The organism is Mesorhizobium sp. WSM2561, assembly GCF_000513915.1.
Lineage (GTDB): Bacteria > Pseudomonadota > Alphaproteobacteria > Rhizobiales > Rhizobiaceae > Mesorhizobium > Mesorhizobium muleiense.
Map to the genome: position 1 here is coordinate 1 of NZ_KI911322.1, position 25,596 is coordinate 25,596.

The 25,596-nt window shown below is 62.7% G+C and carries 26 protein-coding genes, 1 tRNA gene and 1 pseudogene; 16 read left to right on the forward strand and 12 right to left on the reverse strand.

Features of this window, described 5'->3' with window-relative positions:
- Positions 1-1,768, reverse strand: a pseudogene (locus tag M727_RS38770) (BTAD domain-containing putative transcriptional regulator); the annotation flags it as partial.
- Positions 1,769-1,943: 175 nt separating this feature from the next.
- Between M727_RS38770 and M727_RS0132840 the strand changes: the two are divergent.
- Both M727_RS0132840 and M727_RS0132845 read left to right on the forward strand, forming a co-directional pair.
- Entirely contained in the window at positions 1,944-2,183 is a 240-nt protein-coding gene (locus tag M727_RS0132840; protein WP_027156039.1) for a hypothetical protein, read from the forward strand.
- Between the two features lie 55 nt (positions 2,184-2,238).
- Positions 2,239-2,865, forward strand: a complete 627-nt coding sequence (locus M727_RS0132845) for an ankyrin repeat domain-containing protein (RefSeq protein ID WP_084647016.1) — start codon at positions 2,239-2,241, stop codon at positions 2,863-2,865.
- 42 nt (positions 2,866-2,907) lie between these two features.
- Here the strand turns inward: M727_RS0132845 and M727_RS0132850 are convergent, their stop codons facing one another.
- Positions 2,908-3,435 carry a gamma carbonic anhydrase family protein gene (locus tag M727_RS0132850; protein WP_027156041.1) on the reverse strand — a complete coding sequence of 176 codons (528 nt, stop codon included), beginning with the start codon at positions 3,433-3,435 and terminating at the stop codon, positions 2,908-2,910.
- Positions 3,436-3,755: 320 nt separating this feature from the next.
- Between M727_RS0132850 and M727_RS0132855 the strand changes: the two genes are divergently transcribed.
- Positions 3,756-4,487 carry a hypothetical protein gene (locus M727_RS0132855; protein ID WP_027156042.1) on the forward strand — a complete coding sequence of 244 codons (732 nt, stop codon included), beginning with the start codon at positions 3,756-3,758 and terminating at the stop codon, positions 4,485-4,487.
- A gap of 362 nt (positions 4,488-4,849) precedes the next feature.
- Here M727_RS0132855 and M727_RS0132860 read toward each other — a convergent pair whose 3' ends face one another.
- Positions 4,850-5,053: a DUF3126 family protein gene (locus M727_RS0132860; protein ID WP_013531334.1), complete on the reverse strand. Its 204-nt coding sequence runs from the start codon at positions 5,051-5,053 to the stop codon at positions 4,850-4,852.
- Positions 5,054-5,248: 195 nt separating this feature from the next.
- The gene (gene cysE, locus M727_RS0132865; protein WP_027156043.1) at positions 5,249-6,097 is read right to left on the reverse strand and encodes a serine O-acetyltransferase; all 849 of its coding nucleotides are present in this window, start codon (positions 6,095-6,097) and stop codon (positions 5,249-5,251) included.
- 152 nt (positions 6,098-6,249) lie between these two features.
- Here cysE and M727_RS0132870 point away from each other — a divergent pair, with 152 nt between their 5' ends.
- Complete coding sequence (locus M727_RS0132870; RefSeq protein ID WP_027156044.1) at positions 6,250-6,849, forward strand: hypothetical protein; 600 nt, start codon at positions 6,250-6,252, stop codon at positions 6,847-6,849.
- Positions 6,850-6,961: 112 nt separating this feature from the next.
- Here M727_RS0132870 and M727_RS0132875 read toward each other — a convergent pair whose 3' ends face one another.
- The 3 genes from M727_RS0132875 to M727_RS0132885 form a co-directional block, all read right to left on the reverse strand.
- A complete protein-coding gene (locus M727_RS0132875; protein ID WP_027156045.1) occupies positions 6,962-7,729 on the reverse strand; it encodes an alpha/beta hydrolase in 768 nt (255 codons plus the stop codon).
- 19 nt (positions 7,730-7,748) lie between these two features.
- Positions 7,749-8,261, reverse strand: coding sequence for a DUF192 domain-containing protein (locus M727_RS0132880; protein ID WP_027156046.1), 513 nt, complete (start codon positions 8,259-8,261; stop codon positions 7,749-7,751).
- 254 nt (positions 8,262-8,515) lie between these two features.
- Entirely contained in the window at positions 8,516-9,091 is a 576-nt protein-coding gene (locus tag M727_RS0132885) for a cold-shock protein (RefSeq protein ID WP_329608822.1), read from the reverse strand.
- 240 nt (positions 9,092-9,331) lie between these two features.
- On the opposite strand from M727_RS0132885, the gene gloA reads away from it, so the two are divergent.
- Entirely contained in the window at positions 9,332-9,772 is a 441-nt protein-coding gene (gene gloA, locus M727_RS0132890; protein WP_027156048.1) for a lactoylglutathione lyase, read from the forward strand.
- A gap of 143 nt (positions 9,773-9,915) precedes the next feature.
- The gene (locus M727_RS0132895) at positions 9,916-10,209 is read left to right on the forward strand and encodes a DUF2218 domain-containing protein (RefSeq protein ID WP_027156049.1); all 294 of its coding nucleotides are present in this window, start codon (positions 9,916-9,918) and stop codon (positions 10,207-10,209) included.
- Between the two features lie 216 nt (positions 10,210-10,425).
- On the opposite strand, the gene M727_RS0132900 is transcribed toward M727_RS0132895, so the two are convergent.
- Together M727_RS0132900 and ilvA are read right to left on the reverse strand one after the other, a co-directional pair.
- On the reverse strand, positions 10,426-10,983 hold the full coding sequence (locus M727_RS0132900; protein ID WP_027156050.1) for a DUF1697 domain-containing protein: 558 nt from the start codon (positions 10,981-10,983) through the stop codon (positions 10,426-10,428).
- Positions 10,980-12,236 carry a threonine ammonia-lyase IlvA gene (gene ilvA, locus M727_RS0132905; RefSeq protein WP_027156051.1) on the reverse strand — a complete coding sequence of 419 codons (1,257 nt, stop codon included), beginning with the start codon at positions 12,234-12,236 and terminating at the stop codon, positions 10,980-10,982. The genes M727_RS0132900 and ilvA overlap by 4 nt, the downstream gene beginning before the upstream one ends.
- A 222-nt stretch (positions 12,237-12,458) precedes the next feature.
- Between ilvA and M727_RS0132910 the strand changes: the two genes are divergently transcribed.
- The gene (locus M727_RS0132910; RefSeq protein WP_245269140.1) at positions 12,459-13,526 is read left to right on the forward strand and encodes an alpha/beta hydrolase; all 1,068 of its coding nucleotides are present in this window, start codon (positions 12,459-12,461) and stop codon (positions 13,524-13,526) included.
- A 1-nt stretch (position 13,527) separates the two neighbouring features.
- Entirely contained in the window at positions 13,528-14,688 is a 1,161-nt protein-coding gene (locus M727_RS0132915; RefSeq protein WP_027156053.1) for an alpha/beta hydrolase, read from the forward strand.
- A 23-nt stretch (positions 14,689-14,711) separates the two neighbouring features.
- Here M727_RS0132915 and ade read toward each other — a convergent pair whose 3' ends face one another.
- Together ade and M727_RS0132925 are read right to left on the reverse strand one after the other, a co-directional pair.
- The gene (gene ade / locus M727_RS0132920; protein WP_027156054.1) at positions 14,712-16,523 is read right to left on the reverse strand and encodes an adenine deaminase; all 1,812 of its coding nucleotides are present in this window, start codon (positions 16,521-16,523) and stop codon (positions 14,712-14,714) included.
- Between the two features lie 219 nt (positions 16,524-16,742).
- Entirely contained in the window at positions 16,743-16,922 is a 180-nt protein-coding gene (locus M727_RS0132925; protein ID WP_027156055.1) for a hypothetical protein, read from the reverse strand.
- 1,017 nt (positions 16,923-17,939) lie between these two features.
- Here M727_RS0132925 and M727_RS0132930 point away from each other — a divergent pair.
- A tRNA-Leu gene (locus tag M727_RS0132930) sits at positions 17,940-18,025 on the forward strand.
- A gap of 46 nt (positions 18,026-18,071) precedes the next feature.
- Here the strand turns inward: M727_RS0132930 and M727_RS0132935 are convergent.
- Positions 18,072-18,650: an NUDIX domain-containing protein gene (locus M727_RS0132935; protein ID WP_027156056.1), complete on the reverse strand. Its 579-nt coding sequence runs from the start codon at positions 18,648-18,650 to the stop codon at positions 18,072-18,074.
- Positions 18,651-19,053: 403 nt separating this feature from the next.
- Here M727_RS0132935 and M727_RS0132940 point away from each other — a divergent pair, with 403 nt between their 5' ends.
- The 7 genes from M727_RS0132940 (at position 19,054) to M727_RS0132970 (ending at position 25,564) form a co-directional block, all read left to right on the forward strand.
- Complete coding sequence (locus tag M727_RS0132940; protein WP_027156057.1) at positions 19,054-20,157, forward strand: NADH:flavin oxidoreductase/NADH oxidase; 1,104 nt, start codon at positions 19,054-19,056, stop codon at positions 20,155-20,157.
- 101 nt (positions 20,158-20,258) lie between these two features.
- On the forward strand, positions 20,259-20,552 hold the full coding sequence (locus M727_RS0132945; RefSeq protein ID WP_036264394.1) for a DUF982 domain-containing protein: 294 nt from the start codon (positions 20,259-20,261) through the stop codon (positions 20,550-20,552).
- A gap of 31 nt (positions 20,553-20,583) precedes the next feature.
- Positions 20,584-20,823, forward strand: a complete 240-nt coding sequence (locus tag M727_RS0132950) for a DUF2188 domain-containing protein (protein WP_023798198.1) — start codon at positions 20,584-20,586, stop codon at positions 20,821-20,823.
- A 290-nt stretch (positions 20,824-21,113) separates the two neighbouring features.
- A complete protein-coding gene (ugpC, locus tag M727_RS0132955; protein ID WP_023798199.1) occupies positions 21,114-22,202 on the forward strand; it encodes a sn-glycerol-3-phosphate ABC transporter ATP-binding protein UgpC in 1,089 nt (362 codons plus the stop codon).
- Between the two features lie 39 nt (positions 22,203-22,241).
- On the forward strand, positions 22,242-23,567 hold the full coding sequence (locus tag M727_RS0132960; RefSeq protein ID WP_023798200.1) for an ABC transporter substrate-binding protein: 1,326 nt from the start codon (positions 22,242-22,244) through the stop codon (positions 23,565-23,567).
- 106 nt (positions 23,568-23,673) lie between these two features.
- Positions 23,674-24,624, forward strand: a complete 951-nt coding sequence (locus M727_RS0132965; RefSeq protein ID WP_023798201.1) for a sugar ABC transporter permease — start codon at positions 23,674-23,676, stop codon at positions 24,622-24,624.
- A 94-nt stretch (positions 24,625-24,718) separates the two neighbouring features.
- Positions 24,719-25,564 carry a carbohydrate ABC transporter permease gene (locus tag M727_RS0132970; protein ID WP_051407758.1) on the forward strand — a complete coding sequence of 282 codons (846 nt, stop codon included), beginning with the start codon at positions 24,719-24,721 and terminating at the stop codon, positions 25,562-25,564.
- The last annotated feature ends 32 nt before the right edge of the window (positions 25,565-25,596 follow it).

Below are 25,596 nucleotides of genomic sequence, written 5' to 3' on the forward strand. Positions count from 1 at the left end.
AGCGACAGCGTCATCGTAGTGGCCGGCACAAAAATGAGCGAGCCCGGTGTTGAACTGCCAAGCGAACAGGCGTGGACCAATGGGCTTAAGACGCATGGCAAGCGCGGCGTGCTCGACGGCCTTGCCTGGCTCGCCCAAGCAAGCCNGCACCCAGCTGCTGACGCCNAAAGCNGCGGCCAAGTTCGGGTTGAGAGCGAGCGCGCGATCGATGCAAGCNGCACTGTCATCAAGNTCGCCGCCTACGTAGCCGAGGACGTATCCACCGTAGGAAAGCGCAATCGCATCGTCCCTTCCGAGTTCGACCGCTCTCCTGGCCAGTCGAGTAGCCTCGGCAATCTCTTCCGCGCGGTCGACCATCCAGCCGTTGCTTTTTCGGGTAGCGTAGCACCGCGCCGCCCGCGCATGGGCTATCGCGAACTCCGGATCACGGTCGATCGCCTTCATGAAGAGGCGCAAGGCTTCGTCAATGGCCGATCTACTAGTGATCGTCCGGTCAAAGGCCTCCAGCCCGCGGAGGTAGTAGTCGTAAGCGTCGAGGCTTTCTGTCGGCTTGCGTTTGGCACGCTCGATTTCAGCCTCCTCCACCTTCGGCGTGATTGCGCCGACGATGCTCGAGGCGACCTGATCCTGCAGATCCTTCGGCGAGCATTCCGTCAAAACGATCGGCCCATAGATACGCCCCCGTCGAGGTGTCGATGAGCTGTCCGGCGATGCGCAGGCGGTCACCCGCCCGACGCACACTTCCCTCGACCACATAGCGCACGCCCAGTTCACGCCCGACCTGCTTTATGTCTATCGACCGTCCCTTGTAGGTAAAACTCGAATTCCGTGCGACTACGAACAGGTGGCGGAAGTGAGCCAGGGCGGTGACGATGTCTTCCACCATACCGTCGGCAAAATATTCCTGCTCGATATCACCGCTTAGATTCTGAAACGGCAGCACCGCAATTGACGGCTGGTCGTCGTGTCTCGTTGGGACCAGCATCTGCGCCGGCGCCGCGACGCCAGAGCTTGGCCCCGGCTGCTGATGTCCAGTTCGTTCGCGGGACTGCAGAGAAGCCGCCAGCGAGCTTGTCTGCGCCTCCGGCTCCGCATCCAGCTGCTTTTTCAGGGCAGTCCGACAAAGCTCGAACTGGCGCAAGGCGGCGTTTTCGTGACCGCGATGGGCATGGATCCGGATCAGCGCCCGATGGGCGGCCTCCGCGGTGGGATCTGAGGCGAGCAATCTCTCTGCCAGCCCTTCGCAGGCCGTCTCTTCCGCTGAGCCGGGTATCGGCAGCGCGAGGCTCAGCCGATCGACCAACTGCAGCGCCTTGCGCTGATACCTGTCCAGATAGGGTCCAAACCACTCATCCAGTTCCTCAGGAATGGCTTCCCCCGCAAGCACCCCACCGCGGTAGAGGTCGGCGGCGAAGGCGAGATCGGCCGCCCCGCCCTGCTCCAGTTTCCGGTCGAAGATCGAAATGTCCGCGTCATCCGGACCGGCAATCAGCGCGATGGCTTCCTGATCTCCGTCAATGTGGACGGTGGCATCCTTGATAGTCGGGAACGACCGCCGGATGTCGACCAGCGCTTGCCGCAAACTATTGCGCGCCTGGCCATTGCTTCGTCCCGGCCAAAAGGCTTCGGAAAGCTGCTCGCGACGATGGCCGCGGCGGCCCGCCAGCACCAAGGCAGCAAAGAGCAGCGAAGTCTTGCGCGTGGCGAAGCGGACGGGCCGGCCCTCCGGGGAGGTAATCTCGAAGCCGCCCAGCAACCTGATGCGCACAGATCCGTCTCCAGACTTTGACCGCCGCGGCAGAATAGCATTCCGGTAGATGGATTTAACACCGATTTAACGGCAGCTCGTCGGGCTTTTCCGTTTTTTTAACGCACAGCCGAACAGCCCGAAAACAGCCGCATGGCACGCTCTCATCCGCAAATCTCGAAATGGGAGACTAAAAATGGCTGACACGCAAACTCGCGCCGCCCGCACCTCGAAAAGACATTTGTTTGGACCGAGCCTGAAGGGCGTAGCAATGGTGATTGCCGAATTCAGGGGGTGGCGGCGCACCGTCGCAAGACGCAGGGCACAGGCCGACTTGACGCCCGATCAGCTGAACGACATTGGTCATCCGGCGGCCCATCGACCCGCACTCGACATCAAGGCAGGTCTGATCACGAACTTGATGTCGATGCGATAAGGTCGGCGTACGGCTGCGCAAAGCTATCGACCTGCTCTCCAATCGCAACCCGCCCATGAGGCTTTCAGGCAGCGGCGGATGGGAGCAATATGGCGGCCAATTCAACCTCCGGATCGCTGCGATGTTGGAAATCCCGGAAGATCGATGCGAGCGCCACCGCCTGTTCAAGGCCATCGACGACGCGTTCAAGGCGGGCGACTTCGAGGGCCTCGGTGTGGCCCTCGGCGGCTCACCCGGCTGGTTCGACGAGCAGATGCCGTTTGAACTCGGCCTTGGGCATCCACTGGAGTATGCGATTTATTGGAGCCCCGCCGCTTTCATCTCGATCTTACTGGATGCGGGCTCGGACCCGAACTATCACCACCACGGCGGTTTTCCGGCAATCATCGCGGCACTGTCCACCGACCGGGCTGACAGACTGGAAATAGTCCGAATCCTAATCGATGGGGGCGCAGACCCGAACATGCGGGGCGTAAACGACTGGACACCGCTTCACTATGCGGTCGCCATCCGTAGCGTCGATGCCATCCGCCTGCTGTTGACGGCGGGCGCCGACCCATCGCTCGAAACCCGCATCGACGACTATACGACAGCCCTCGAGGACGCCGACAATGCCGGTTTTGAAGCCGGCGCTTCGTTGCTGCGCGATGCGATGACGATGCGCGGCTCCAATGGACGGTGAGTTGGGCGGCGATGCCGGTGAACCATATAGCCGAAGCTGGGCTCAGGCCTTCGTCAGTCCCGCCTTGAAGCGTTTGCCGTTGGCAACGTAGTGCGCGGCCGAAGCGCGCAGGCTTGCCACCGCGGCATCGTCCAGTGTTCGCGCCAAACGAGCGGGCGAGCCGATGATCAGCGAATTGTCGGGGAATTCCTTGCCTTCGGTGACCAGGGCGCCGGCGCCGACCAGCGAATTCCTGCCGATCTTCGCGCCGTTCAGCACGATGGCGCCCATGCCGATCAGGCTGTTGTCGCCGATCGTGCAGCCATGCAGCAAGGCGCGATGGCCGATCGTGCAGCCTTGCCCGATGGTCAGGGGAAAACCGACATCGGTATGCATGACCGTGTGTTCCTGCACATTGGTATCGGCGCCGATGATGATCGGCTCGTCGTCGCCGCGGATGACGACGCCGAACCAGAAGCCCGCGTTGCGGCCGATCTGTATGTCGCCGATCAGGGTAGCGTCGGGCGCGATCCAGTTGCTGTCGGCGTCCTCGAAACCGGGGGCCTTTCCGTCGATCGCATAGAGCGGCATTTTTCTCCTCCGAATCGTCTCAGGCTGAAAGATCGGTCGACCCTAGGAGAGTGCCTGCCTGGGATGCAATGTCGATCAGCACGACGCCCAACGCCAAAGATCGTCGCCGTGCAACCGCAAGAGATCAGCGCCGTCAGGCAACACTAAAAGCAACGAGTGTGTGTCCGACCGGACCCATCTTCACCTTCCATTTACCATGAAATCGCACAGTCGTGTTTCGACAGGCGTGCCGCAAGAGCCGTGCCACGCACATGGGTCGCTCAAGGACAGCCCAAGGGAACAGACACATTGAGACAGGCTGCCGATAATCGGGGATCGCGATGAAGCAGGCAGCCGCCGCCAACGGTCCGCAACTCGCCATCGTCGATTCCAAGCTGATGAAGCGGGTGTTCTACGTGTTCGCGGCGCTGGCAGTGCTTTCGATGACGATCAGCCTTGGCGGCAAATGGTTGGGCCGCTCGATCGCCATGGCCGGATATACCGACGACACGACAGTCCACGAGGTGGTGATCGGCAACAACGTCATCGCCGTGCCGGCCAATGTCATCCGCTTCGACCAGGCGCGGCGCGACGGCATCGCCTCGCGCCTCGACCTCTATCTGCGTTATCCCGAAATGGACGGCTACAGCGAGGCGGCCCGCGACGATTTCAACCACACTGGACCCAGCAGGAGCATCATCTTTCTGTCGTTCGAACGACAGGTCATGTCGCGTGACATGAGCGGCCGCTTCGCGCCGATCTACAGCGCCCTGATCGTCGAGCCCGGCACGCCCGGTCCGGGCGGCACGACGCTCTACGGCTTCAATGAAAAATCGGGCTATTTCAACGAGGTGCTGGCGGTCGGCAATCGCCGGGGCAAGGACCCGTTCGTGGCCCGCTGCCTGAGCGGCCCAAGTGCTGCGCAATCGCTGGCGCCCTGCGAACGCGACATTCTGGTCGGCGACAATCTCAGCCTCACCTACCGCTTTCCCATGGAATTTCTGAGCGACTGGCAGGCGCTCGACGCAACCATCGCCGCCAAGGCTGCGCGTATGCTGAAGGCCGGACTCTAACGCATTGTGTCTGAGGGATTATGCGAGGCGCTTTGGGGCAATCGCAAACGGCGGAGATTGGCGAAAACGCCTCTCCTTTCGTCATCCTCGGGCGGGTGGCAGCGAAGCGAACCGCAAAGACCCAAGGATCCATTCCGTGACTTTCGAGCGCCGAAGCGATGCAGAATATGCAGTGCCGGGAGCGGCCTTTGCCAGGATTGCCTTCCTTATCTTGCCGCGAAGCAGCGGAGGACAGTTCTTGACCGCTGTATTCTTCGGCCGATGTCACGGCCTGGATCCCAGGGTCTGCGCTCCGCTTCGCGTTCGCTTCGCCCTAGGATGACGAAGGCATGGCGGCCTGCCGCCAGTCGTAAACTCCCGGCTCAGGCGAGGTCGATGTCGAGGATCGCCATCGAGAAATTATAGTCGCCGTCGTCCTCGTCCTTGAAGACGATGCCGAGGAATTCGTCGCCGACATAGACCTCGGCCGAATCATCCTTGCGCGGCCGCGCCTTCACTTCAAGCTTGGGGTTCTGGAAGACGCGCTTGAAATAGGCGTCCAGCTTTCTGATTTCGTCCGGCTTCAAAAGTCTTCTCCGATCGTCGGTCTTGCTCGTTTGAGCGCGCTTCTGGCACGTCGACAATGGCGATGTAAAGGCAAGCCGGCGAGAGAACCAGGGCAATCGCTTGAGGTTTGCGCTGCCCCTCAGCCCTGCCGGGCATTTCTCCCCGTATAGTGACGGGGAGAAAGACGCCTTTGCAAAGGGCCCCTGCCCGAGCGCTCAAATATCGAAGCTGACGACGTGGTCCATCGACTGCGACGGCAAAAGCTGGTCCATCTGCCGCGAGGGCCGGTCGCAGCCGGTCTCGCCGACGACGCGGGCCGGCACGCCGGCAACCGTCTTGTTGTGCGGCACCGGCGACAGTACCACCGAGCCTGCCGCGATCTTGGAGCAATGGCCGACTTCGATGTTGCCGAGGATCTTGGCGCCGGCGCCGATCAGCACGCCGTAGCGGATTTTTGGATGGCGGTCGCCGCCGGCTTTGCCGGTGCCGCCCAGCGTCACGCCGTGCAGGATCGACACGTCGTCCTCGATCACCGCCGTCTGGCCGACGACGAGGCCGGTGGCGTGGTCGAGGAAGATGCCCTTGCCGATGCGGGCGGCCGGGTTGATGTCGGTCTGGAACACCGAGGACGACCGGCTCTGCAGGTAGAGCGCGAAATCCTGGCGGCCCTGGTTCCACAGCCAATGTGCCAGCCGGTGCGTCTGGATGGCATGAAAACCCTTGAAATAGAGCACCGGCATGATGAAGCGGTCGCAGGCCGGATCGCGGTCGTAATAGGCCTGGATGTCGACACGCACCGTCGACGACCAGTCGTTGTCGTCGGCTGCCATCGCCTTGAATGTCTGGCGGATGAGATCGGAACCGATATCCTGATGGGCGAGCCGCTCGGCCAGCCGATGGATGACCGCCTCCTCCAGGCTTTCCTGGTTGAGGATGGTCGAATAGAGGAACGCCGCCAGCAGCGGATCGCGGTTGACCGCCTCCATCGCTTCGTCGCGGATCGAGCGCCAGATCGGGTCGATCGGCTTCACCATGGTCGGGCGGGCAATCGTAACGCTGTTCATCAATGGTCTCCGGCCTAATGTCTCCGGCTTGGCACCAAAACCGCTGCGCACTTTTGCGCGACATGCTCTATAAGCCAGATCATACCACGGTTGAACTCAATTTTCCTTAGTGCTTTGTCAAATGGATTTGGTTCACGGAAATTCAAGCGGCGATGGAAAACCAAGCCTTGATCGACGAGCCGCTGAAGCGCGAGCTTTCCGCGCTCTATGAGGCGGAGGGTCGTCACTATCACAACCTCGGCCATATCGAGGCGATGCTGGCGATGGCCGGCCACTATCGGGCATCGTTGCACGACCCCGAGGCGGTCGAGGCGGCGATCTGGTTCCACGACGCCATCTATGACAGCCGGGCCAAGGACAACGAGGCGAGGAGTGCCGCCCTTGCCGAGAAAAAGCTGGCCGGCCGCACCGATGAACAGCGCCTTGGCCGCATCACGGCGATGATATCAGCCACCGCCACGCATGAGTTGCCGCGGTCTGACGACGAGAATGCCGCCCGCGACGCAGCGCTGTTCCTCGATATGGACCTGGCGATCCTGGGGGCGCCGCCTGATGCGTTCGACGCCTATGAACAGGCGGTGCGCCGCGAATATGGCTGGGTGGAAGAGCCGATGTGGCGCGCCGGCCGCAGTGCGGTTCTGAAGAGTTTCCTCGCCCGCCCGCACATCTTCCACACCGAGGAGTTCCGGCAGCGGTTCGAGGCTCAGGCTCGGCAAAACATGGCGCGTTCGCTCGAAGCGCTCGGGGCGTGAGCGCTGCTGCTGCACCTTTGATGCCGGCGCGAAGGATCGCTTCGGATCGGCTTTGTCCTGAGCCGCTGCATCCCTCAGGCCTTGGGTCAACCCAACTCAACCACCGATTTACTCACAGCGGATTTTCGGCATAAAACTCCAGCACCCGCTGCTTGAAGGACTTGTCGCCGACGGCCAGCATGTGGTCGCGGCCCTCGATGTGGAAAGCCCTGGCGTTCGGCATCAAGGCGGCCAGTTCGTCGGGCGAACCGCCGATATCGTCCTTGGTGCCGACCGCAATCAACGTCGGCTGGGCAATGCGCGCGATGTCGGCCTCGGCCAGCAATTCCCGTGAAGTGGCAATGCAGGCGGCCAGCGCCCGACGGTCGCTGCGGGTCTGGTCGGCGAAGGCGCGAAACGAGCGGCCGCGCGGATGGCTGGTGGCATCGGGGTCGTCGGCCAGAAGGGCGGCGGCGATCGGATCCCAGTCGCCGACGCCGTCGACCATGCCGACGCCGAGACCGCCAAAGACCAGCGTCGCCACCTTGTCCGGATCGGAAAGCGCCAGGAAAGCGGAAATCCGCGCGCCCATCGAATAGCCCACGACATGGGCGCGTTCGATGCCGAGATGGTTCAGCAACGCTGCCCCGTCGGAAGCCATTTTTGCCGGCGTATAATCGGCCTGTTCATAGCTTTTCGACGAGGCGCCGTGGCCGCGATTGTCGAAGGCGATGGCGCGGTAGCCGGCATCGTTCAGCGCCTTGAACCAGCCGGGCGACACCCAGTTGACGTAATGGGTCGAGGCAAAGCCATGGATCATGAGCACCGGATCGCCCTGCCCCGATGCCGGCTGGCGGTCGAGAAAGGCAAGGTCAAAACCGTCATGGGAGAAAAACTGCATCTGCATGGATCCTGCGCGTTCAGTTGTGCGCAGTGCCGATTGCCGGGTGACGCAACAGGTCGCCGTCCTCGATGCCGCTCCTGGCGGCGGTGCCCGCCTTGAGCTCGAGCACGAAGCGAACCGGCTCGCCGGGCGAGATCATCGCCTCGGATTGCGGCTCGCCTCGCTTGATCGCCCGGATCCTGCCGTCCTCACCGACAAAGATCAGGTCGAGCGGCATCGGCGTGTTCTTCATCCAGAAGCTGACATCCCGAGGCTCCTGGAACACGAACAGCATGCCATGATCGTCGGCCATCTCCTCGCGAAACATCAGGCCGGCCTCGCGCTCGGCCGAGGTGTCGGCGATTTCGACGGAGAAAGAGCGTTCGCCGCCTTTCGTCACCGCGACCAGCGGCTGCGGGTCGACGGCAAGGATCATCGCCCGGCTGTCTGCCGAAGCCGGTTGCTGCGAATGGAAGAAAGCGCCTGCGGCGATGACAAAGGCGATCGCGGCGCAGACTACGCCCGTTGTCAGCCAGTTCCTGTAACTCATTCAGACTCCTCGGCCATCGTCCTAGGTATGTTGAAATTCAGGTGAGGTCGGCCTGCAAACGGCGGTTTCCTGTGCTTCCGGTGCTCACGTACCCAAAAGTACGCTCCGCTCCGGTTCTCGGAACCCACCATTTTCGGCACGGCCTGACCTGAGTATCAAACTACCTGGACCATGATCGCGAACCTACGGTTCGAAAAAGATCACGGTCAAGCGGAAAGCACCAGGTCGCGTCCCGATTCGATCGGGGTGGGACTTTAGTGCGAAACGGGCAAGGTACCCATATCCGGGTGAATTTCGGCAGCCATAAGGCCTTTGTCGCCGCGCCCGAAGCGGACCAGCACGACCTGCCCCGGCCTGAGCTCGGTAATGCCGTAACGGCGCAGCGTCTCCATGTGGACGAAAATGTCCTCGGTGCCCTCGCCCCGGGTCAGGAAACCGAACCCCTTGGTGCGGTTGAACCATTTCACCAGCGCCCGTTCGAGGCCGCTTTCCGGCGTCACCGAGACGTGGGTGCGCTGCTCCTGCATCTCCGCCGGATGGGTCGCCGTGGTGAGATCCATGGAGAGCACGCGGAACGCCTGCAATCCGCGCTCACCTTGCTTGACCAGGCAGACAACGCGCGCACCTTCCAAGGCGGTCTGGAAACCGTCTTTTCGAAGACATGTCACATGGAGGAGAATATCGCCGGAAGAGCCGTCATCGGGAAGAATGAAACCGTAACCCTTGGCCACGTCGAACCATTTGATAGCGCCCGCAATCTCGACAAGACCGGCCGTGTCGCCGCTCTCGTCTCTTTGCAAGGCGTCGTGACCGGTTCCGTCCCGCCCCATGAAAGAGGCTTTTTCCCCCATAACAACGCCCCCCTTTTTCCAAGAATACCGCAACTGATTCTTGACGTTAGATTAACACTTCCGTTTCCGGTGTGTGCAAGACCTGACCTGCGTTTTTTCACGGTTCATTGCGGGAATACCGGATTTGTTGTTTGCCGGCAGGAGCGGCTATCGGGAATTGCCCTTTGGCCGGGTGGCCCCTATGTTCCGCCGCAACACAACATTTCGAGGAAAAATCACATGCGCTACCTCCACACCATGGTCCGTGTTGCCGACATCGATGCCTCGCTCGATTTCTACTGCATCAAGCTTGGCCTCAAGGAAGTGCGCCGCCACGAAAACGAACAGGGGCGCTACACGCTGATCTTCCTCGCAGCGGACGAAGACGAGCAAAGCGGCATCACCGACAAGGCGCCGCTGATCGAGCTCACCTACAATTGGGATCCGGAAGACTACAAGGGCGGCCGCAATTTCGGCCACCTCGCCTACGAGGTCGACGACATCTACGCCACCTGCCAGCAGCTGATGGACAAGGGCGTCACCATCAACCGGCCGCCGCGCGACGGCAACATGGCCTTCGTCAAATCGCCGGATGGCATTTCGATCGAGCTTTTGCAGAAAGGCCCGGCCAAGGCCAAGGCCGAGCCCTGGGCGTCGATGCCCAATACCGGAAGCTGGTAACCTATCACAAGATCGAGAGCGGGCACGACCAAGCCGAACGATTTATGGCGTTTCTCGGAATCGCGCCTATCTGTTCGGCCATCGCGCCTGCTTCGAAATTGGCGCATCCAAAGATGCGCGCTTGCCCAGGGAGAAATCCATTCATGCCGACCAGCCATGCCGATGTCGTCACTGAACATGCGAGCCGCTATCTGCAGCAGCTCTGCAAACATTGGGCGCACAAGTTTCCCGTCGAGTTCGATCTGAACCACGGCACGATCGATCTCTCACTGGGCCGCACGGTTCTCGATGCCGACCCGGCAGCGCTGCATATCGCGGTAACCGCTGACGAAGCCGGCTCGCTGGAGCGCCTGGAGACGGTCGTCGCCGACCACATCAAACGCTTCGCTTTTCGCGAAGAGCTGACCTTCGGCTGGAAGCACGCTCCATCGTCATGAGGTGCTGCCCTGCCGGTCGGCGCTGCGATGCTAAGAGGTGACGGCATGGATCCTAGGGTCTCCGCGACGTCGCTTCGCTCCTGCTCCGCCCTAGGATGACGAACGGAAAGAGGTTCAGCCAATCTCCAACATTCGCGATTGGCTTTACGCTACCATGGCTTCGTCGACCCCAGGATCCATACCGTTACAGTGACCGAGGAGTGCAGCGGCCCTGAGTCAGCCACCCCCGTGGCCGGCCATCGCCAGCAGCATCAGCACCGTGCGCCAGTTGCGCGCGGTGGCGGGCACTTTCAGCGTGCGCGGGATGAGGTTGGCAAATACCGATTTGCCGAGGCCTTCCGGTGCGTGCAGGTAAAGCACGTCGCCCCTGATCTCGAACCGTTCGGGACCGGTGCATTTTTCGGCTAGCCGCGCGACCTCGTCGGCGGTCGGCGGGCGCTCCAGCACATAGGCGTGAAGCTTCGTCGGCTCCCCGGCGACTTCCGGATAGGGATTTTCCGCCACCAGCCGCTCGAACCAGCCGAGATCGCGCACCATGATGCGCGAGTGAAATCCCCATTTCTTCTCGAAGGCCGTTTCCAGCTGTTTGGTCAGCGTGGCCGCATCGCCCTTTGCCGAACGGAACACGACATTGCCGCTCTGCACATAGCTGGCGACGTCGCCAAAGCCGAGCTCCTCGAAGAACGACCGCAACTCCGCCATCTTGACGATGCGGTTGCCGCCGACATTGATGCCGGAAAACAACGCAACGAAAATCTTCGCCCGGGCGCTCATATGATGAACCCGGCCAGCGTCTCGTTGTCGGTGATGTCCTGATACTGGACGCCCTCGGCCTCGAAATTGGCGTTGAGCAACTCGAAATTGCGGCGGTCCTTGGTTTCGATGCCGATCAGCACCGAACCGAAATTGCGCGCCGATTTCTTAAGATATTCGAAGCGGGCGATATCGTCGTCGGGACCGAGCAATTCGAGGAAGTCGCGCAGCGCGCCTGGCCGCTGCGGAAAGCGGATGATGAAATACTTCTTCAGCCCCTCGAAACGCAGCGCCCTTTCCTTCACGTCCGGCAGCCGCTCAAAATCGAAATTGCCGCCCGAAACCACCGCGACGATGGTCTTGCCCCTGATTTCCTTCTTCGAAAAATCCTTCAGCGCGTCAATCGCCAGTGCGCCGGCCGGCTCCAGCACCACGCCTTCGACGTTCAGCATCTCGATCATCGTCGCGCAGAGCCGGTTTTCCGGGATTAGCCGCACCGCCTCGGTGGCAAACGCCCTGAGATGCCGCAACGGCTCGCGGCCGATCTCGGCCACCGCGGCGCCATCGACGAAATTGTCGACCCTGGCAAGCTTGATGCGCTTGCCGGTGGCGAGGCTCTCGCTCAGGCTTGGCGCGCCGGCCGGCTCGCAGAAGACGAAGCGCGTGTCGCGGCGCTGGTCGGCGAAATAATGCGTCACACCCGCTGCCAGTCCGCCGCCGCCGACCGGCAGCATGATGATGTCGGGCATGCGCGCGCCCGGCATCTGGCCTGATATCTCGTAGGCGACCGTCGCCTGCCCCTCGATGATGTCCTTGTGGTCGAACGGCGGCACCATGTGCGCGCCGGCGCTTTCGGTGAATTCGGAGGCGGCGCGGTAGCAGTCGTCGAAAAAGTCGCCCACCAGCCTGATCTCGACGAATTCGCCGCCGAACAGCCGCGTCTTGTCGATCTTCTGCTGCGGCGTGGTCACCGGCATGAACACCACGCCTCGCTTGCCGAAATGACGGCAGACGAAGGCAAAGCCCTGGGCATGGTTGCCGGCGGAAGCGCAGACGAACAGCTCGGCATCGTTGCCGGCGGCGAGCGCCTTGCGGAAGAAATTGAAGGCGCCCCTGATCTTGTAGGAGCGCACCGGCGACAGGTCCTCGCGCTTCAGCAGCACGCGCGCGCCGGTCTTCTTCGACAGATAGTCGTTTTCCTGCAGCGGCGTTTCCGGGAAAATCTGGCGGATCGCGGCAGCGGCGACCGCGACGCGGGAAGAGAAACTGGTCATCGAAAAAATTACCCCGGATCGTCTGTGGTGTTCGCGAAGCTAGCACACGCCGTACGTGTTTGATCAGGGCAATCGTTCTGGCTTTCGCGCAACAGTGCGATGACTGTCGCAAGCCGCTGAGCGCATTTCGGTAGGAAACGACTTACTTCTGCCGCACTTCGGCTGTCCGGGAGGGGTCGCGGAGGTTGGATCAAGCCTTTCGGCCGGAGTGGAATTCTAGAGTTGAAGAAGATTTGCATCCTTGCCCTTGCTTTGCTCGTTGCCGGCTGTGGCGGCCGGCAGACCGAGGAACTGCTCGGCAGCGCCATGGTGTCGGCGCCGGTGACCGATATCGCCGGCAACCACAGCATCTTCATCGCCACGACGCGCAAGCGCTCCGACGATCCCAGCAAGGTTTTCGACCGTGAGCGCTCGGCCACGCTGAACTATGCCCGCGTCAACGTCACCGTGCCGGGAACCCACGAAGCCGGTCAGATCGAGCGGCGCTCGCGCGGCAAGTCGAACGACCCTGCCAAATACTTCATGGCCTCCGACGTCGTCGGCTACGACACCGCGCCGAAATTCTCCAACGCGCTCAGTGCCGACATCGCCGCGCGCGGCGGCCGCGTCATGCTTTTCGTCCATGGCTACAACACCGGCTTCGACGCCGCCGTCTACCGCGTCACCCAGATCGCCCATGATTCCGGCTACCCGGGCACGCCGGTGCTGTTTTCCTGGGCGTCGGGCGCCAAGACCCGGGACTATGTCTACGACAGGGAAAGCGCCAGTGCTGCCCGCGACCAATTGGAAGTGACGCTGAGAATGCTTTCGCAGACCGGCGCGCGGCGCATCGACATCGTCGCCCACTCGCTGGGAACCTGGGTTACCATGGAAGCGCTGCGCCAGCTCGCCATCAATGGCGACCGCGATCTCAGCGGCAAGCTCGGTGACGTCGTGCTGGCCTCGCCCGACATCGATGTCGACGTGTTCAAGAGCCAGATGCGCCGCTACGGCAAGCCGAATAAGCCATTCATCCTGCTTTTATCCGACGACGACCGGGCGCTGCGGCTCTCCGGCCTGATCGCCGGCTCGCGGCCGCGCGTCGGCGATTACAAGGACGCCGCCGACCTCGCCGACTATGGCGTGAGCGTCGTCGATCTCTCCAGCGTCAAGGGATCGGACCGCTTCAACCACACCAAATTTGCCGACAACCCCGAACTGGTGAAGATGATCGGCCAGCGGCTGCGCGAGGATGACGGATTTGCCAGCGACCGCGAGGTGACCGACCGCATCAGCCTGCTCGGGCAGTGAGGTGCGTTCGAAGACTTTTCTCGTCGTAGCGTTTGCGCTCGCGGTGACCGGCTGCGCTGGCCGCAAGACCCACGACCTTCTCAACACGACGACCGTGACGGTGCCTGCCTCCGACATCGCCGCCACGCATGAGATCTTCGTCGCCACCACCCGAAAAAAGGCGACGAAGGACCCGCGGCAGGTGTTCGACGGTGACCGTTCACCGACCACCAGTTTTGCCAGTGTCGAAGTCACCGTCCCGAAAACCCATCAGGTCGGCGCCATCGAGCGGGTCAGGGGCTCCGCCAACAGCAACCCGGCGAAGGACTTCACGGCAACCGAGGTCGAATTCTACGAAGGCGCCCCGCAATTCGCCAAGGCGGTCGGCGCCGACATCGCCATGCGCGGCGACCGCGCTCTGGTTTTCGTGCACGGCTTCAACAACGGTTTCGACGACGGCATCTACCGGCTGACGCAGATCGCGCACGACACCAAATACTCCGGCACGCCGGTGCTGTTCTCATGGGCGTCGAGCGGCAAGACCACGGGCTATATCTACGACAAGGAAAGCGCCAACGCGGCGCGCGACGATCTCGAAGAGACGTTGCGGATGCTGGCCAAGACGAAGGCCACGAGCATCGACATCATCGCTCATTCGATGGGCACCTGGGTGACGATGGAGGCGCTCCGCCAGCTTGCCATCACCGGCGACCGTGATCTCGGCGACAGGCTCGGCTATGTCATCCTGGCCTCGCCCGACATCGATGTCGATGTATTCAAGAAGCAGATGATCCGTTACGGCAAGCCCGACAAGCCTTTCGCCATCCTGCTTTCGGGCGACGATCGCGCCCTGAGGCTGTCCTCGCTGATCTCCGGCGACAAGCCGCGCGTCGGCGACTATGGCGACGCCGCCGACCTCGCCAGCTATGGCGTGTCGGTGGTCGACCTGAGCAAGACCAAAGGCGGCGACCGCCTGAACCACGCCAAATTCGCCGACAACCCGTTCCTGGTGCAACTGCTCGGCGACCGGCTGCGCGCCCCGGCCGGCCTGGCATCAGACGAGGTCGATCCGGCGCGGCCGATCGACAATCTCGGCCAGGGCATCGGCAAGGCCGTCGGCTCCGTCGCCGAGATCGTCATCACCACGCCGTTCAAGGTGCTGACCATCGCCACCGGCGGATGAGGACGTGGAGCCCTTGGTCGTTGTCAGACGAACAGGTCGACCTTCTGGAACGTCGTCACATCGATCAGGCCGACATCGGAAATCCTCAGTTCCGGGATGACGACCAGCGCCAGCAGCGAGTGCTGCATGTAGGCGTTGTTCAGCGAACAGCCCATCTGGCGCATTGCCTCGGTCAGCTTGTCGGCCTTGGCGGCGACGATTTCGGCGCGCTCGTCCGACATCAGGCCGGCGATCGGCATTTCGACCAGCGCCAGTTCCTTGCCCCTGGAGAACAGCACGACGCCACCGCCGACCTCGCCCAGCCGGTTGACCGCCAATGCCATGTCCTGCTTGCTGGTGCCGACGACGATGATGTGGTGCGCATCATGCGCCACGCTGGAGGCCATGGCGCAGTCGCTCATATAGCCGAAGCCGGAGACGAAGGCGTTGGTGACGCCGCCCGTGCCGCGGTGGCGCTCGACCAGCGCGATCTGGCAGACGTCGTTGCGACGGTCCATGGCGACCAGCCCGTCCTCCACCGGAAGGTCGGCCTCGAGCGCCCGCGTCGGCGCCTGGTTCTCGATCACGCCGATGACCCGCACCCGAATTTCGTTGGCGCCGACAGGCGCTACGATGTCGAAATCCCCCGGTTTGAGCTTCTTGCCGAGCCTGACGGTGTTCTTTGCCGTCTTCGGATAGTCATAGGCCGGGATGTCGATGTCGAGCTTGCCGCCCTTGGCCAGCCTGACGCCGCGGCCATAGACCTCGTCGATGGTCATTGCCGCCAGATCGGAGACGATCAGCAGATCGGCGAGCCGCCCCGGCGCGATCGACCCCAGTTCGCGCTCCAGCCTGAAATGCTGGGCGGTGTTGAGCGTCGCCATCTGGATCGCGGTCACCGGCTTTACCCCTTGGCTGATGGCGTGGCGGACCACCCGGTCCATATGGCCTTCATGGACGAGCGTCCCGGAATGGCTGTCGTCGGTGCACAGGATGAAGTTGCGCGGATCGAGCCCGCTCTCCGTCACCGCCTTGATCTGCGAGGCAACGTCGTACCATGCCGAGCCCAGCCTCAGCATTGCCTTCATGCCCTGGCGGACGCGGGCGATGGCGTCCTCGGCGCGCGTGCCTTCGTGGTCGTCCTCGGGGCCGCCGGCGACGTAGCCGTGGAACGGCAGGCCGAGATCGCGCGAGGCATAATGGCCGCCAACGGTCTTGCCCGCCCTCACCGTCGCGGCGATCTCGCCGGCCATCACCGGATCGTTGGCCGCGACACCGGGAAAGTTCATCACCTCGCCAAGTCCGACGATGTTTTCCCAGCCCATCGCCTCGGTCACATCGGCAACCGTCAGCTCGGCGCCGGCATGCTCCAGCCCAGGTGCGGAAGGCACGCAGGACGGCATCTGCACAAGCACGTTGATCGGCATGGCAACGGCCTCGTCATGCATCAGCCGCACACCCGGCAGGCCGAGCACATTGGCGATCTCGTGCGGGTCGATGAACATCGAGGTGGTGCCATGCGGGATGACCGCGCGGCAGAACTCCGTCACCGTCACCATGCCGCTCTCGACATGCATGTGCGCGTCGCAAAGGCCCGGCACCAGATAGCGCCCGCCGGCGTCGACCACCTTGGTGCCCTGGCCGATGGCATGGCCGGCATTCGGCCCGCAATAGGCGAAACGGCCGCCGGCAATGGCAATGTCGGTGCCGGCGATGATCTCGCCGGAATGAACGTTGACCCAGCGCCCGTTGCGGATGACGAGATCGGCGGGCCTCCTGCCCATGGCGACGTCGACCAGATGCGTCGCCGCCTCGGCCCAGGGTTTTGGTTTCGTCGCACGCGCGGTCTTCGCCATGAGGAGACTCCTGTTTTCCCGACTGTGCCAAGCCGCGCGGATTTTGACCAGCGGGGAACTTTTGGGTCGTGTGCTGATACGCGGTCTTCACCTGTCGTTGCCGGAGGCGCCGTCGGCGGCGCTGCGAGGCGCCGTCCACGACAAAATGCCTCAACCGGAAGACGAGTCCGGTTGCGGCAAATCAGCTTGTTCGGGAGTTTCGATCAGGAAATCGGGCGCTCAAGTATCGCCCCGTTGTTCCCTGTCGCGGCAGTTGAGAAGCTCGACCAGATCGTCGGCCTCTTCGATCGGCATGTCGATCAACGGGACGCCGACCTCGACAACCGGCAGTCCCGTGAACACATCGATGATGTCCCAGGTGCCTTCAGGTGTCTTCTCAATGTCGTAGCGTTGAGTCATGGGGTGGAGAAAATAGCGGGTACAGGAGAAGTCAGCGCGTTTTCTCGGTTATCGCTCGTTTGGGCTCCGGGAATGCCGAAACGGTTCCCGCCCGGCCTGATCAAGCGCCTCAAGCAATGGGACAAAGATGCTGGGCAGTCGTGGGTCGACGGCAAGATTCAGCACGCCGTGCAAGTGCTGGCGATAGTCTTCGGAACGCAGCAATTGCCGTACCGCGTAGGCAACAGACTTCCCTTGTCCTGTGTCAAACTCTGTCATATCAGGGGTTCCAGTAGCTTTAGCCCGAACTCAACCGTTGCGAAATGGTTCCGGCGATCTTGTTTGAATGTGATTGGCCCCTCGCTGGCGAAGGGGTTGCCGATGGCCGGGTCGCGGCAGCTAGGCCGTGGATTTCGGCACGGCGCTGATTTGCGCCACGGACCTGCCGCCAAGGTGGCTTTCTTACCAAGTCGCTGCTGACCGGCCCGCAGCCGCCAATCTCCAACGTCTGCGATTAGCCGTAAGCTCCCGCGCCTTCGTCATCCTAGGGCAAGCAAGGAGCGAAGCGACGCGGCGCAGACCCTAGGATCCATTCCGTGACATCAGCCGAAGAACGCAGCGGCTCAGAATAAAAGCGCTCCGTAGCGATCCTTCGCGCCCCCCCTCTGTCCTGCCCTCTTTGCCAAAACTTGGCATCTCCCCCACGAGGGGGGAGATCGGCAGCTTCGCGGACAGCGTCCTTTTTGCCAGGTTGGTGGTTGGCGAAATCAGTGATGAAAGCCAATCCCCCCAAGTGGGGGAGATGTCCGGCAGGACAGAGGGGCTGTCCCTCGGCGATCAAAGGTTCTGCACCGCAGCAGCGCCCCAACGTAACGGCATGGATTCCAGGCCGCGTCGCTTCGCTCCTTGCTTCGCCCTGGGATGACGAAGTCGCGGGTGTTTTGCAGCGCAGCGACAAGGCGCGCCTCCAGTATCAGATTTTTCGGTGGCAGAAGGTGGCTTGACGGCCCTTGGCTGGCGGCTGAAAAGGACTGGCCTGCGGACGTGGCGGAATTGGTAGACGCAAGGGACTTAAAATCCCTCGATCTCTGATCGTACGGGTTCGATTCCCGTCGTCCGCACCAGCAACGCCGGCGCCACCGCGCTGGCGCATGCAGGTTCCGGCTTGGATCACACCGGGATCGGGTTCAGCTTCAGATGCTGGATCAGGATGATGGTCTTGGCGTCGATGATGCTGCCGTCGTGGATGCCGGCCAGCGCCTCGTCGAGCGGCATTTCCAGGACCTCGATGTCTTCGCCTTCGTCCGGCGCGCCGCCGCCATCGGAGATGCGGTCGGTCGGCGAATAGCGGGCGACGAAAAACCAGAGCCGCTCGGTCACGCTGCCGGGGCTCATGAAGGGCGAAAACAGCCGTTCGACGTCCTTCAGCCTATAGCCGAGTTCCTCTTCCGCCTCCTTGCGGATGCAGGTTTCGGGATCGTGTTCATCGAGCAGGCCGGCGCAGGCCTCGATCAGCGGCTCGCGGTGGCCGGTGACGTAGGCCGCGTAGCGGAACTGCCGCACGAGCAGAACCGTCGAGCGCTCCGGGTCGTAAGGCAGGATCACCGCGCCGTCGCCGCGATCGTAGGTCTGGCGGATCTGCGTCTCCCACTGCCCGTCGCGCCGGCGATAATCGAGGACGGTCTTTTTCAGGACGGCCCAGTCGTCGGAAAGGACTTCCTCCGAACGGATGCGAATGCGGTCTTCCATGGTGCACTCCGTGTTGCCGGCGAGGCGTAGCGGTGATCGGGCCTTCGCGCAATCCCGACAGCAATTCAGGGCGTCGCCCTGCCTTCCAGCGCTAGTGATTGGCGAAAGCTGAAGCGACATCCGATCTCCCCCCTTGCGGGGGAGATGTCCGGCAGGACAGAGGGGGGTGGGACGGATCGCGGCCTCATTCCAGCTTGGGTTCCTCGCCCCCACGAAAGCCCCCTCACCGGCCGCTTTGCGGAGCGAGGAACTCATGTCTTGACGGGTCGGAGGGACAGCACCCCCCTCTGCCCTGCCGGGCATCTCCCCCGCAAGGGGGGAGATTAGCAGCTTCACCGCCTCGTGTATGGCGCAGGCGCAATCCATTGCCTAAATAGCGACAGCCCCTCCCCGGAGTTTCCTGATGACCCCATCCCTTTTCCAGCCGATCACGCTTGACGGCCTGACCTTTCCCAACCGCATTGCGGTGGCGCCGATGTGCCAGTATTCCGCTGAAGACGGCTCGGCCAGCGACTGGCACCTGTATCACTGGATGAACCTGGCGATGTCCGGCGCCGGCATGGTCACCGTCGAGATGACCGACGTCGAGCGGCGCGGCCGCATCTCGCATGGCTGCCTCGGCCTTTATTCCGACGACAACGAGGCGGCCGCCCGGCGCGCGCTCGATGCGGCCAAGCGCGTCGCCGCCCCCGGCACCAGGTTCGGCACGCAGCTTGCCCATGCCGGCCGCAAGGCCTCCAACCAGAAACCTTGGGAAGGCGGCGGGCCGCTGAACGCCGATCAGGACCCGTGGCCGATCGTGTCGGCCTCGGCAATCGCCTACGACACGGGCTGGCACGTGCCGAGGGCGCTGGAGGATGAGGAGATCCTGCAGATCATCGAACGCTTCGCCGAGGCGGCAAGGCGGGCCGAACGTGCCGGCTTCGATTTCATCGAATTGCACGCGGCGCACGGCTATCTGATCTTCCAGTTCCTGTCGCCGCTTTCCAACCAGCGCACCGACCGCTGGGGCGGCTCGCTGGAAAACCGCATGCGTTTTGTCGTCGAGATCGCCAAGGCGGTGAGAAAGGCAGTGCCCGGGCTGATGCTCGGGGCGCGTCTGTCGGTCAAGGAATGGGTCGATGGCGGCTTCGACGTCGCCGACGCAATCGAAGTGGCCAAGGCGCTGAAATCAGCTGATGTCGCCTATCTCTGCTGCTCGAGCGGCGGCAATTCGCCCCTGCAGAAGCTGCCGGCAGGTCGCGGCTACCAGGTGCACCTGGCGGAGGCCGTTCGCAACGGCGCCGGAATCCCGACAAGGGCCGTCGGCCTGATCGACGATCCGAAGCAGGCCGAGGCGATCGTCGCCGAGGGCCGTGCCGACATGGTGGCCCTGGCCCGCGCCTTCCTCGCCGATCCGCGCTGGGCGTGGCGCGCCGCGGCCACCTTCGGCGAAAAAATCCAGCCGGCGCCGCAGCTTGCCCGCTCGGTGACGACGATGCAGCACTGGATGAAGGCGGCCGGCTGACCGGCCCGATTGCAGGGCCGCCGCCGCAACGACCGTTACCCCGAGACATTTGCGCACGCCGAGGGGCGTGCAACCAAATCAGCGGCTCCGCGTTGGCGGCGATGATGGACAGCAAGCCTTTTGAAAAGCCGGTCGTGGTCGAACTTGGCCGTGTCGGCAAATACCGTGAGATCCGCAGCACCCAGGAAGCTGCGGAGTGCCTGATGACGGTCTGGCCGCTCAATCGTGGCCCTCGGCATCGCGATGCTCTCGACACTTGCCTAAAAGTGCTGGAAGGTTATCGTTCGACAGCGGATGCGCGCCGGGCATTGGTCGAGGCCGCCATGGAATCGGACGTGCTGGTTCCCGAAGAGAGATTGCCCGAAGGCAAACTGCCCGACCGCAAACTGCATTGAGCAACCTGAGCTTTTTCCACTGGAGGATTTCATGGCCAAGCTGACCTACAAGATCGTCGAGCATGACGGGGGCTGGGCCTATAAGGTCGGCGAGACATTTTCGGAGACGTTCCCCACTCACGAGGACGCGCTGCGCGCCGCCGAGATCGCTTCGGCCGAACAGCAGGTCGCCGGCACCACCGACGGCATCCAGTACGAGGACGCCGAAGGCAAATGGCACGACGAGCTCGCCGACGGCCGCGACCGGCCGCAAACCGAAGTTTCCGATTAGGCTGGTGTCGTCACTGATGGCTTCTCGCACCTCCGGTTTTAAGAGCTGGGGCTGGGCAAATCATGCTCCTGCTACGACCCTGGATATGGCGAACTCCAATCCCATTGGGGACAAACACGATCAGGCGCGACGAAGAAGCGTGCTTGCCACGCAGCGGCTTTACAGGGCAGTCTGGTAGCGCTACCGTTTCATCATCGCGCGTGACCAGGGAGGAGCTTTGGGAACTGCCGCGGCCAGTTAGGAAGCGGTTTCCTTCGAAGACGTCGCAGGAAGCATTCGGGAGGAAATCGATGGCGTCTGTCGCGATTGGCGATGTCTACAAATCATTCGGAACCGTCGAGATTCTCCACGGTGTCAGCGTCGATATCGAGGATGGCGAGTTCGTCACGCTGGTCGGGCCGTCGGGCTGCGGAAAATCGACCCTTCTCAGGATGATCGCCGGCCTGGAAAAGATTTCGCGCGGCCAGATCGCGATCGGCGAGCGCGTCGTCAACAACGTTGCGCCAAAAGAACGCGACGTCGCCATGGTGTTCCAGAACTACGCGCTCTACCCGCACATGACCGTGGCCGAGAACATGGCGTTCTCGCTGATGCTCAAGGGTGTTGCGAAAGCCGAAAGCGCTGCCAGCGTCAAGCGCGCCGCCGAAATCCTGGGGCTGGTGCCATTGCTGGAGCGCTATCCCCGGCAGCTTTCCGGCGGCCAGCGCCAGCGCGTCGCCATGGGCCGGGCGATCGTGCGCGATCCGGCGGTCTTCCTGTTCGACGAGCCGCTGTCCAATCTCGACGCCAAGCTCAGGGTGCAGATGCGCGCCGAGATCAAGGAACTGCACCAGCGCTTGAAGACCACGACGGTCTATGTCACCCACGACCAGATCGAGGCGATGACCATGGCCGACAAGATCGTCGTCATGCATGACGGCATCGTCGAGCAGATCGGGCCGCCATTGGAGCTCTACGACCGGCCCAACAACCTTTTTGTCGCCAGCTTTATCGGCTCGCCCGCCATGAACATGCTGAGGGGCGAAATCGCGACGGATGGCGGCTCACCGTCTTTTCGCGGCTCCGGGGGGATTTCCCTGCCGCTGGCCGCAATACCTTCGACCGGCAGCGGCGAGCAGGTGGTGCTGGGGATACGCCCCGAGCATCTGCGGCTATCCCAAGACGACGGCATTCCAGTCACCGTCGTGGTGGTCGAGCCGACCGGGTCGGAAGTGCAGCTCATCGGCCGGACGGCCGGCGGTGACGAGATCGTCGCCAATTTCCGCGAGCGCCATTCCTTCACGCCGGGCGAGACCGTACGGCTCACGGCCGAGCCGGGCCTCATCCATCTCTTTCATGGCGAAACCGGGCAGCGCTTCGAACTGCGCGCCCGGCAGTAGGATCCATAAGGCAAGGACAATAAACAGGAGGAAACGAGCATGAAATTCACCAGACGTGACGTGATCCGCACGACCGCCGGCGTGGCGGCGGGAGCCTTGGGAAGCCGCTTCGTCGGCTCTTCCGCCTTTGCCCAGGAGGGGTTGACGTACAAGCCCGAAGACGGCGCAAAGCTGCGCATGCTGCGCTGGTCGCCGTTCGTTCAGGGCGATGAAGACCAATGGCTGGCCAACACCAAGCGGTTCACCGAGGCGACCGGCGTCGAGGTCCGCGTCGACAAGGAAAGCTGGGAGGACATTCGCCCCAAGGCGGCGGTCGCCGCCAATGTCGGCTCCGGTCCAGATCTGATGCTGGTCTGGTTCGACGACCCGCACCAGTACCCCGACAAGCTGCACGATGTGTCGGAACTGGGTGAGTATCTCGGCACGAAATATGGCGGCTGGCACGACGGACCAAAGCAATATGCGACGCGCGAGGGAAAATTCCTCGGCCTGCCCTTGGCCACCATCGGCAATGCCATCGTCTATCGGGAAAGCTGGGTGAAGGAGGCTGGCTTCTCGGAATTTCCGAAGGACACGGCGGGCTTCCTCGAGCTTTGCAAGGCCTTACAGGCGAAGGGCCATCCGGCCGGTTTCACACACGGCCATGGCGTCGGCGACGGCAACAACTATGCTCACTGGCTGCTTTGGAGCCATGGCGGCCAGATGGTCGACGAGAGCGGAAAGGTGACGATCAACAGCCCCGAGACGCTCAAGGCGATCGAATACGCGCAGGAACTCTACAAGACCTTCATCCCCGGCACCGAAAGCTGGCTCGACGTGAACAACAACCGCGCCTTCCTGGCCGGCGAACTGGGCGTCATCGCCAACGGCATTTCCGTGTATAACACGGCAAAAACCAACAAGGACAATGATCCGAAACTGGCTGAAATCGCCAAGGATATGCGCACGACCAGCCTGCCGATCGGTCCCGTCGGGAAATCCGTCGAGCTGTTCCAGGTGACCACGGCCGTGATCTTCGACTACACGCCCTACCCCAACGCGGCAAAAGCCTATCTGCAGTTCATGTTCGAGGAACAGCAAATGGCGGAATGGATCACCTCCTCGGCCGGCTATTGCTGCCAGACACTCAAGGCCTTCGACAACAATCCGGTGTGGACGGCCGACCCGAACAATGCCGCTTACGCCAAGGCCTCGGCGACGCTGCGTCCCAACGGCTATGCCGGGCCGCTCGGCTACGCCTCGGCTGCGACCATGGCCGACTATGTGCTGGTCGACATGTTCGCCAAGGCGGTGACGGGCCAGGCGACGCCGCAGGAGGCGGTGGAAGAGGCGGAGAAACGCGCCAACCGCTACTATCGCGTTTGATCACAGCCGAGCCGGGCAGCCGCGACCGCGCTGCCCGGTCTGGTCCTGAAATCGCGTGGCGGCCTCTCAGGCCACCATGCCAGCAGACCGTATGAGGAGCCGTCCCATGGCCGTGTCGTCCGCCGCCGTTCAGCCGCGTCCGTCGATCCTGTCGCGGAGCCTGTCGCTCCTGGCCGACAGCAGGAACGCGCTTGGCTTCGGCTTCATGCTGCCGGCGGCAGCGCTGCTGCTGGTCTTCCTGACCTATCCGCTCGGGCTCGGCATCTGGCTCGGCTTCACCGATGCCCGCATCGGCCGCCCCGGCATCTTCATAGGCATCGAAAACTACCAATATCTATCGGACGACGCCGTCTTCTGGCTCTCCGTCTTCAACACCTTGCTCTACACGATCAGCGCGTCGATCCTGAAGTTCGCGCTCGGCCTCTGGCTGGCGCTTATCCTCAATCAGAACCTTCCCTTCAAATCGTTCTTCCGCGCGATCGTGCTGCTGCCGTGGGTGGTGCCGACGGTGCTGTCGGCCATCGCCTTCTGGTGGATCTACGATTCGCAGTTTTCCATCCTGTCATGGGCGCTCATGGAAATGGGCCTGATCGACCATCGCATCAATTTCCTCGGCGATCCGGAGAACGCGCGCGCTTCGGTGATCGCGGCCAATGTGTGGCGCGGTATTCCGTTCGTCGCCATCACGCTGCTAGCCGGCCTGCAGACCATTCCCCAGTCGCTTTACGAGGCCGCCACGCTCGACGGCGCCAGTCGCTGGCAATTGTTCCGGTTTGTGACGCTGCCGCTGCTGACGCCGATCATCGCCATCACCATGACGTTTTCGGTGTTGTTCACCTTCACCGACTTCCAGCTGATCTATGTGCTGACCCGCGGCGGACCGGTCAATGCCACCCATCTGATGGCGACATTGTCGTTCCAGCGCGGCATTTCGGGAGGCCAGCTTGGCGAGGGCGCCGCCATCGCGGTCGCCATGATCCCGTTCCTGCTTGCGGCGATCCTGTTCAGCTATTTCGGCCTGCAACGCCGCAAATGGCAGCAGGGCGGAGGAGACTGACATGGCTGAGATCAAGAGGGCTGAGATCAAGACGGCTGAGATCAAGAGCGCCGCGATCAAAAAAACCAAACGGCAGGAACTCGACGAAGGCGGCATGGGCTATCTTCAGAGCCTGCCGCGGCGCGTGGTGACGGTCTATCTGCCGTTGCTGGTGTTCGTCATCGTGCTGTTGTTCCCGTTCTACTGGATGACGATCACGGCGATTAAACCCAATCACGAGATGACCGACTACGCCAATTTCAATCCGTTCTGGGTCGTGCATCCGACATTCCAGCACATCCGCTATCTCTTGTTCGACACGTCCTATCCGGGCTGGCTGCTCAACACGATCATCATCTCCACCGCCGCCACGTTCCTGTCGCTGCTGGCTGCGGTGTTCGCGGCCTATGCGATCGAACGGCTGCGGTTTTCGGGGGCGCGGCAGGTCGGGTTGGCGATCTTCCTCGCCTATCTCGTGCCGCCATCGATCCTGTTCATCCCGCTGTCGGTGATGGTGTTCAACCTTGGGCTTTACGACACGCCGTTCGCGCTCATCCTCACCTACCCGACCTTCCTGGTGCCTTTCTGCACCTGGCTGCTGATGGGTTACTTCCGTTCGATCCCGTTCGAACTGGAAGAATGCGCGCTCATCGACGGGGCGAGCCGCTGGCAGATCCTCATCAAGATCGTGCTGCCGCTGTCGGTGCCCGGCCTGATTTCGGCCGGCATATTCGCATTCACCCTGTCATGGAACGAATTCATCTATGCGCTGACGTTCATCCAGTCGTCCGAAAACAAGACGGTGCCGGTCGGGGTGCTGACGGAGCTTGTCCGCTCCGACGTCTATGAGTGGGGAGCGCTGATGGCCGGAGCCCTGATCGGCTCGCTGCCGGTGGTGGTGCTTTATTCGTTCTTCGTCGAGCACTACGTTTCCTCGATGACCGGTGCGGTGAAGGAATAGCGCCCTGCGGGGCGCCTTCTCCCTTCTCCCCC

Coding starts and splice junctions, on each gene's coding strand:
- M727_RS0132840 (WP_027156039.1), top strand. CDS start 1,944: ATGGCTGACACGCAAACTCGCGCCGCCCGCACCTCGAAAAGACATTTG.
- M727_RS0132845 (WP_084647016.1), top strand. CDS start 2,239: ATGAGGCTTTCAGGCAGCGGCGGATGGGAGCAATATGGCGGCCAATTC.
- M727_RS0132850 (WP_027156041.1), bottom strand. CDS start 3,435: ATGCCGCTCTATGCGATCGACGGAAAGGCCCCCGGTTTCGAGGACGCC.
- M727_RS0132855 (WP_027156042.1), top strand. CDS start 3,756: ATGAAGCAGGCAGCCGCCGCCAACGGTCCGCAACTCGCCATCGTCGAT.
- cysE (WP_027156043.1), bottom strand. CDS start 6,097: ATGAACAGCGTTACGATTGCCCGCCCGACCATGGTGAAGCCGATCGAC.
- M727_RS0132870 (WP_027156044.1), top strand. CDS start 6,250: ATGGAAAACCAAGCCTTGATCGACGAGCCGCTGAAGCGCGAGCTTTCC.
- M727_RS0132875 (WP_027156045.1), bottom strand. CDS start 7,729: ATGCAGTTTTTCTCCCATGACGGTTTTGACCTTGCCTTTCTCGACCGC.
- M727_RS0132880 (WP_027156046.1), bottom strand. CDS start 8,261: ATGAGTTACAGGAACTGGCTGACAACGGGCGTAGTCTGCGCCGCGATC.
- M727_RS0132885 (WP_329608822.1), bottom strand. CDS start 9,091: ATGGGGCGGGACGGAACCGGTCACGACGCCTTGCAAAGAGACGAGAGC.
- gloA (WP_027156048.1), top strand. CDS start 9,332: ATGCGCTACCTCCACACCATGGTCCGTGTTGCCGACATCGATGCCTCG.
- M727_RS0132895 (WP_027156049.1), top strand. CDS start 9,916: ATGCCGACCAGCCATGCCGATGTCGTCACTGAACATGCGAGCCGCTAT.
- M727_RS0132900 (WP_027156050.1), bottom strand. CDS start 10,983: ATGAGCGCCCGGGCGAAGATTTTCGTTGCGTTGTTTTCCGGCATCAAT.
- ilvA (WP_027156051.1), bottom strand. CDS start 12,236: ATGACCAGTTTCTCTTCCCGCGTCGCGGTCGCCGCTGCCGCGATCCGC.
- ade (WP_027156054.1), bottom strand. CDS start 16,523: ATGGCGAAGACCGCGCGTGCGACGAAACCAAAACCCTGGGCCGAGGCG.
- M727_RS0132925 (WP_027156055.1), bottom strand. CDS start 16,922: ATGACTCAACGCTACGACATTGAGAAGACACCTGAAGGCACCTGGGAC.
- M727_RS0132935 (WP_027156056.1), bottom strand. CDS start 18,650: ATGGAAGACCGCATTCGCATCCGTTCGGAGGAAGTCCTTTCCGACGAC.
- M727_RS0132940 (WP_027156057.1), top strand. CDS start 19,054: ATGACCCCATCCCTTTTCCAGCCGATCACGCTTGACGGCCTGACCTTT.
- M727_RS0132945 (WP_036264394.1), top strand. CDS start 20,259: ATGATGGACAGCAAGCCTTTTGAAAAGCCGGTCGTGGTCGAACTTGGC.
- M727_RS0132950 (WP_023798198.1), top strand. CDS start 20,584: ATGGCCAAGCTGACCTACAAGATCGTCGAGCATGACGGGGGCTGGGCC.
- ugpC (WP_023798199.1), top strand. CDS start 21,114: ATGGCGTCTGTCGCGATTGGCGATGTCTACAAATCATTCGGAACCGTC.
- M727_RS0132960 (WP_023798200.1), top strand. CDS start 22,242: ATGAAATTCACCAGACGTGACGTGATCCGCACGACCGCCGGCGTGGCG.
- M727_RS0132965 (WP_023798201.1), top strand. CDS start 23,674: ATGGCCGTGTCGTCCGCCGCCGTTCAGCCGCGTCCGTCGATCCTGTCG.
- M727_RS0132970 (WP_051407758.1), top strand. CDS start 24,719: ATGGGCTATCTTCAGAGCCTGCCGCGGCGCGTGGTGACGGTCTATCTG.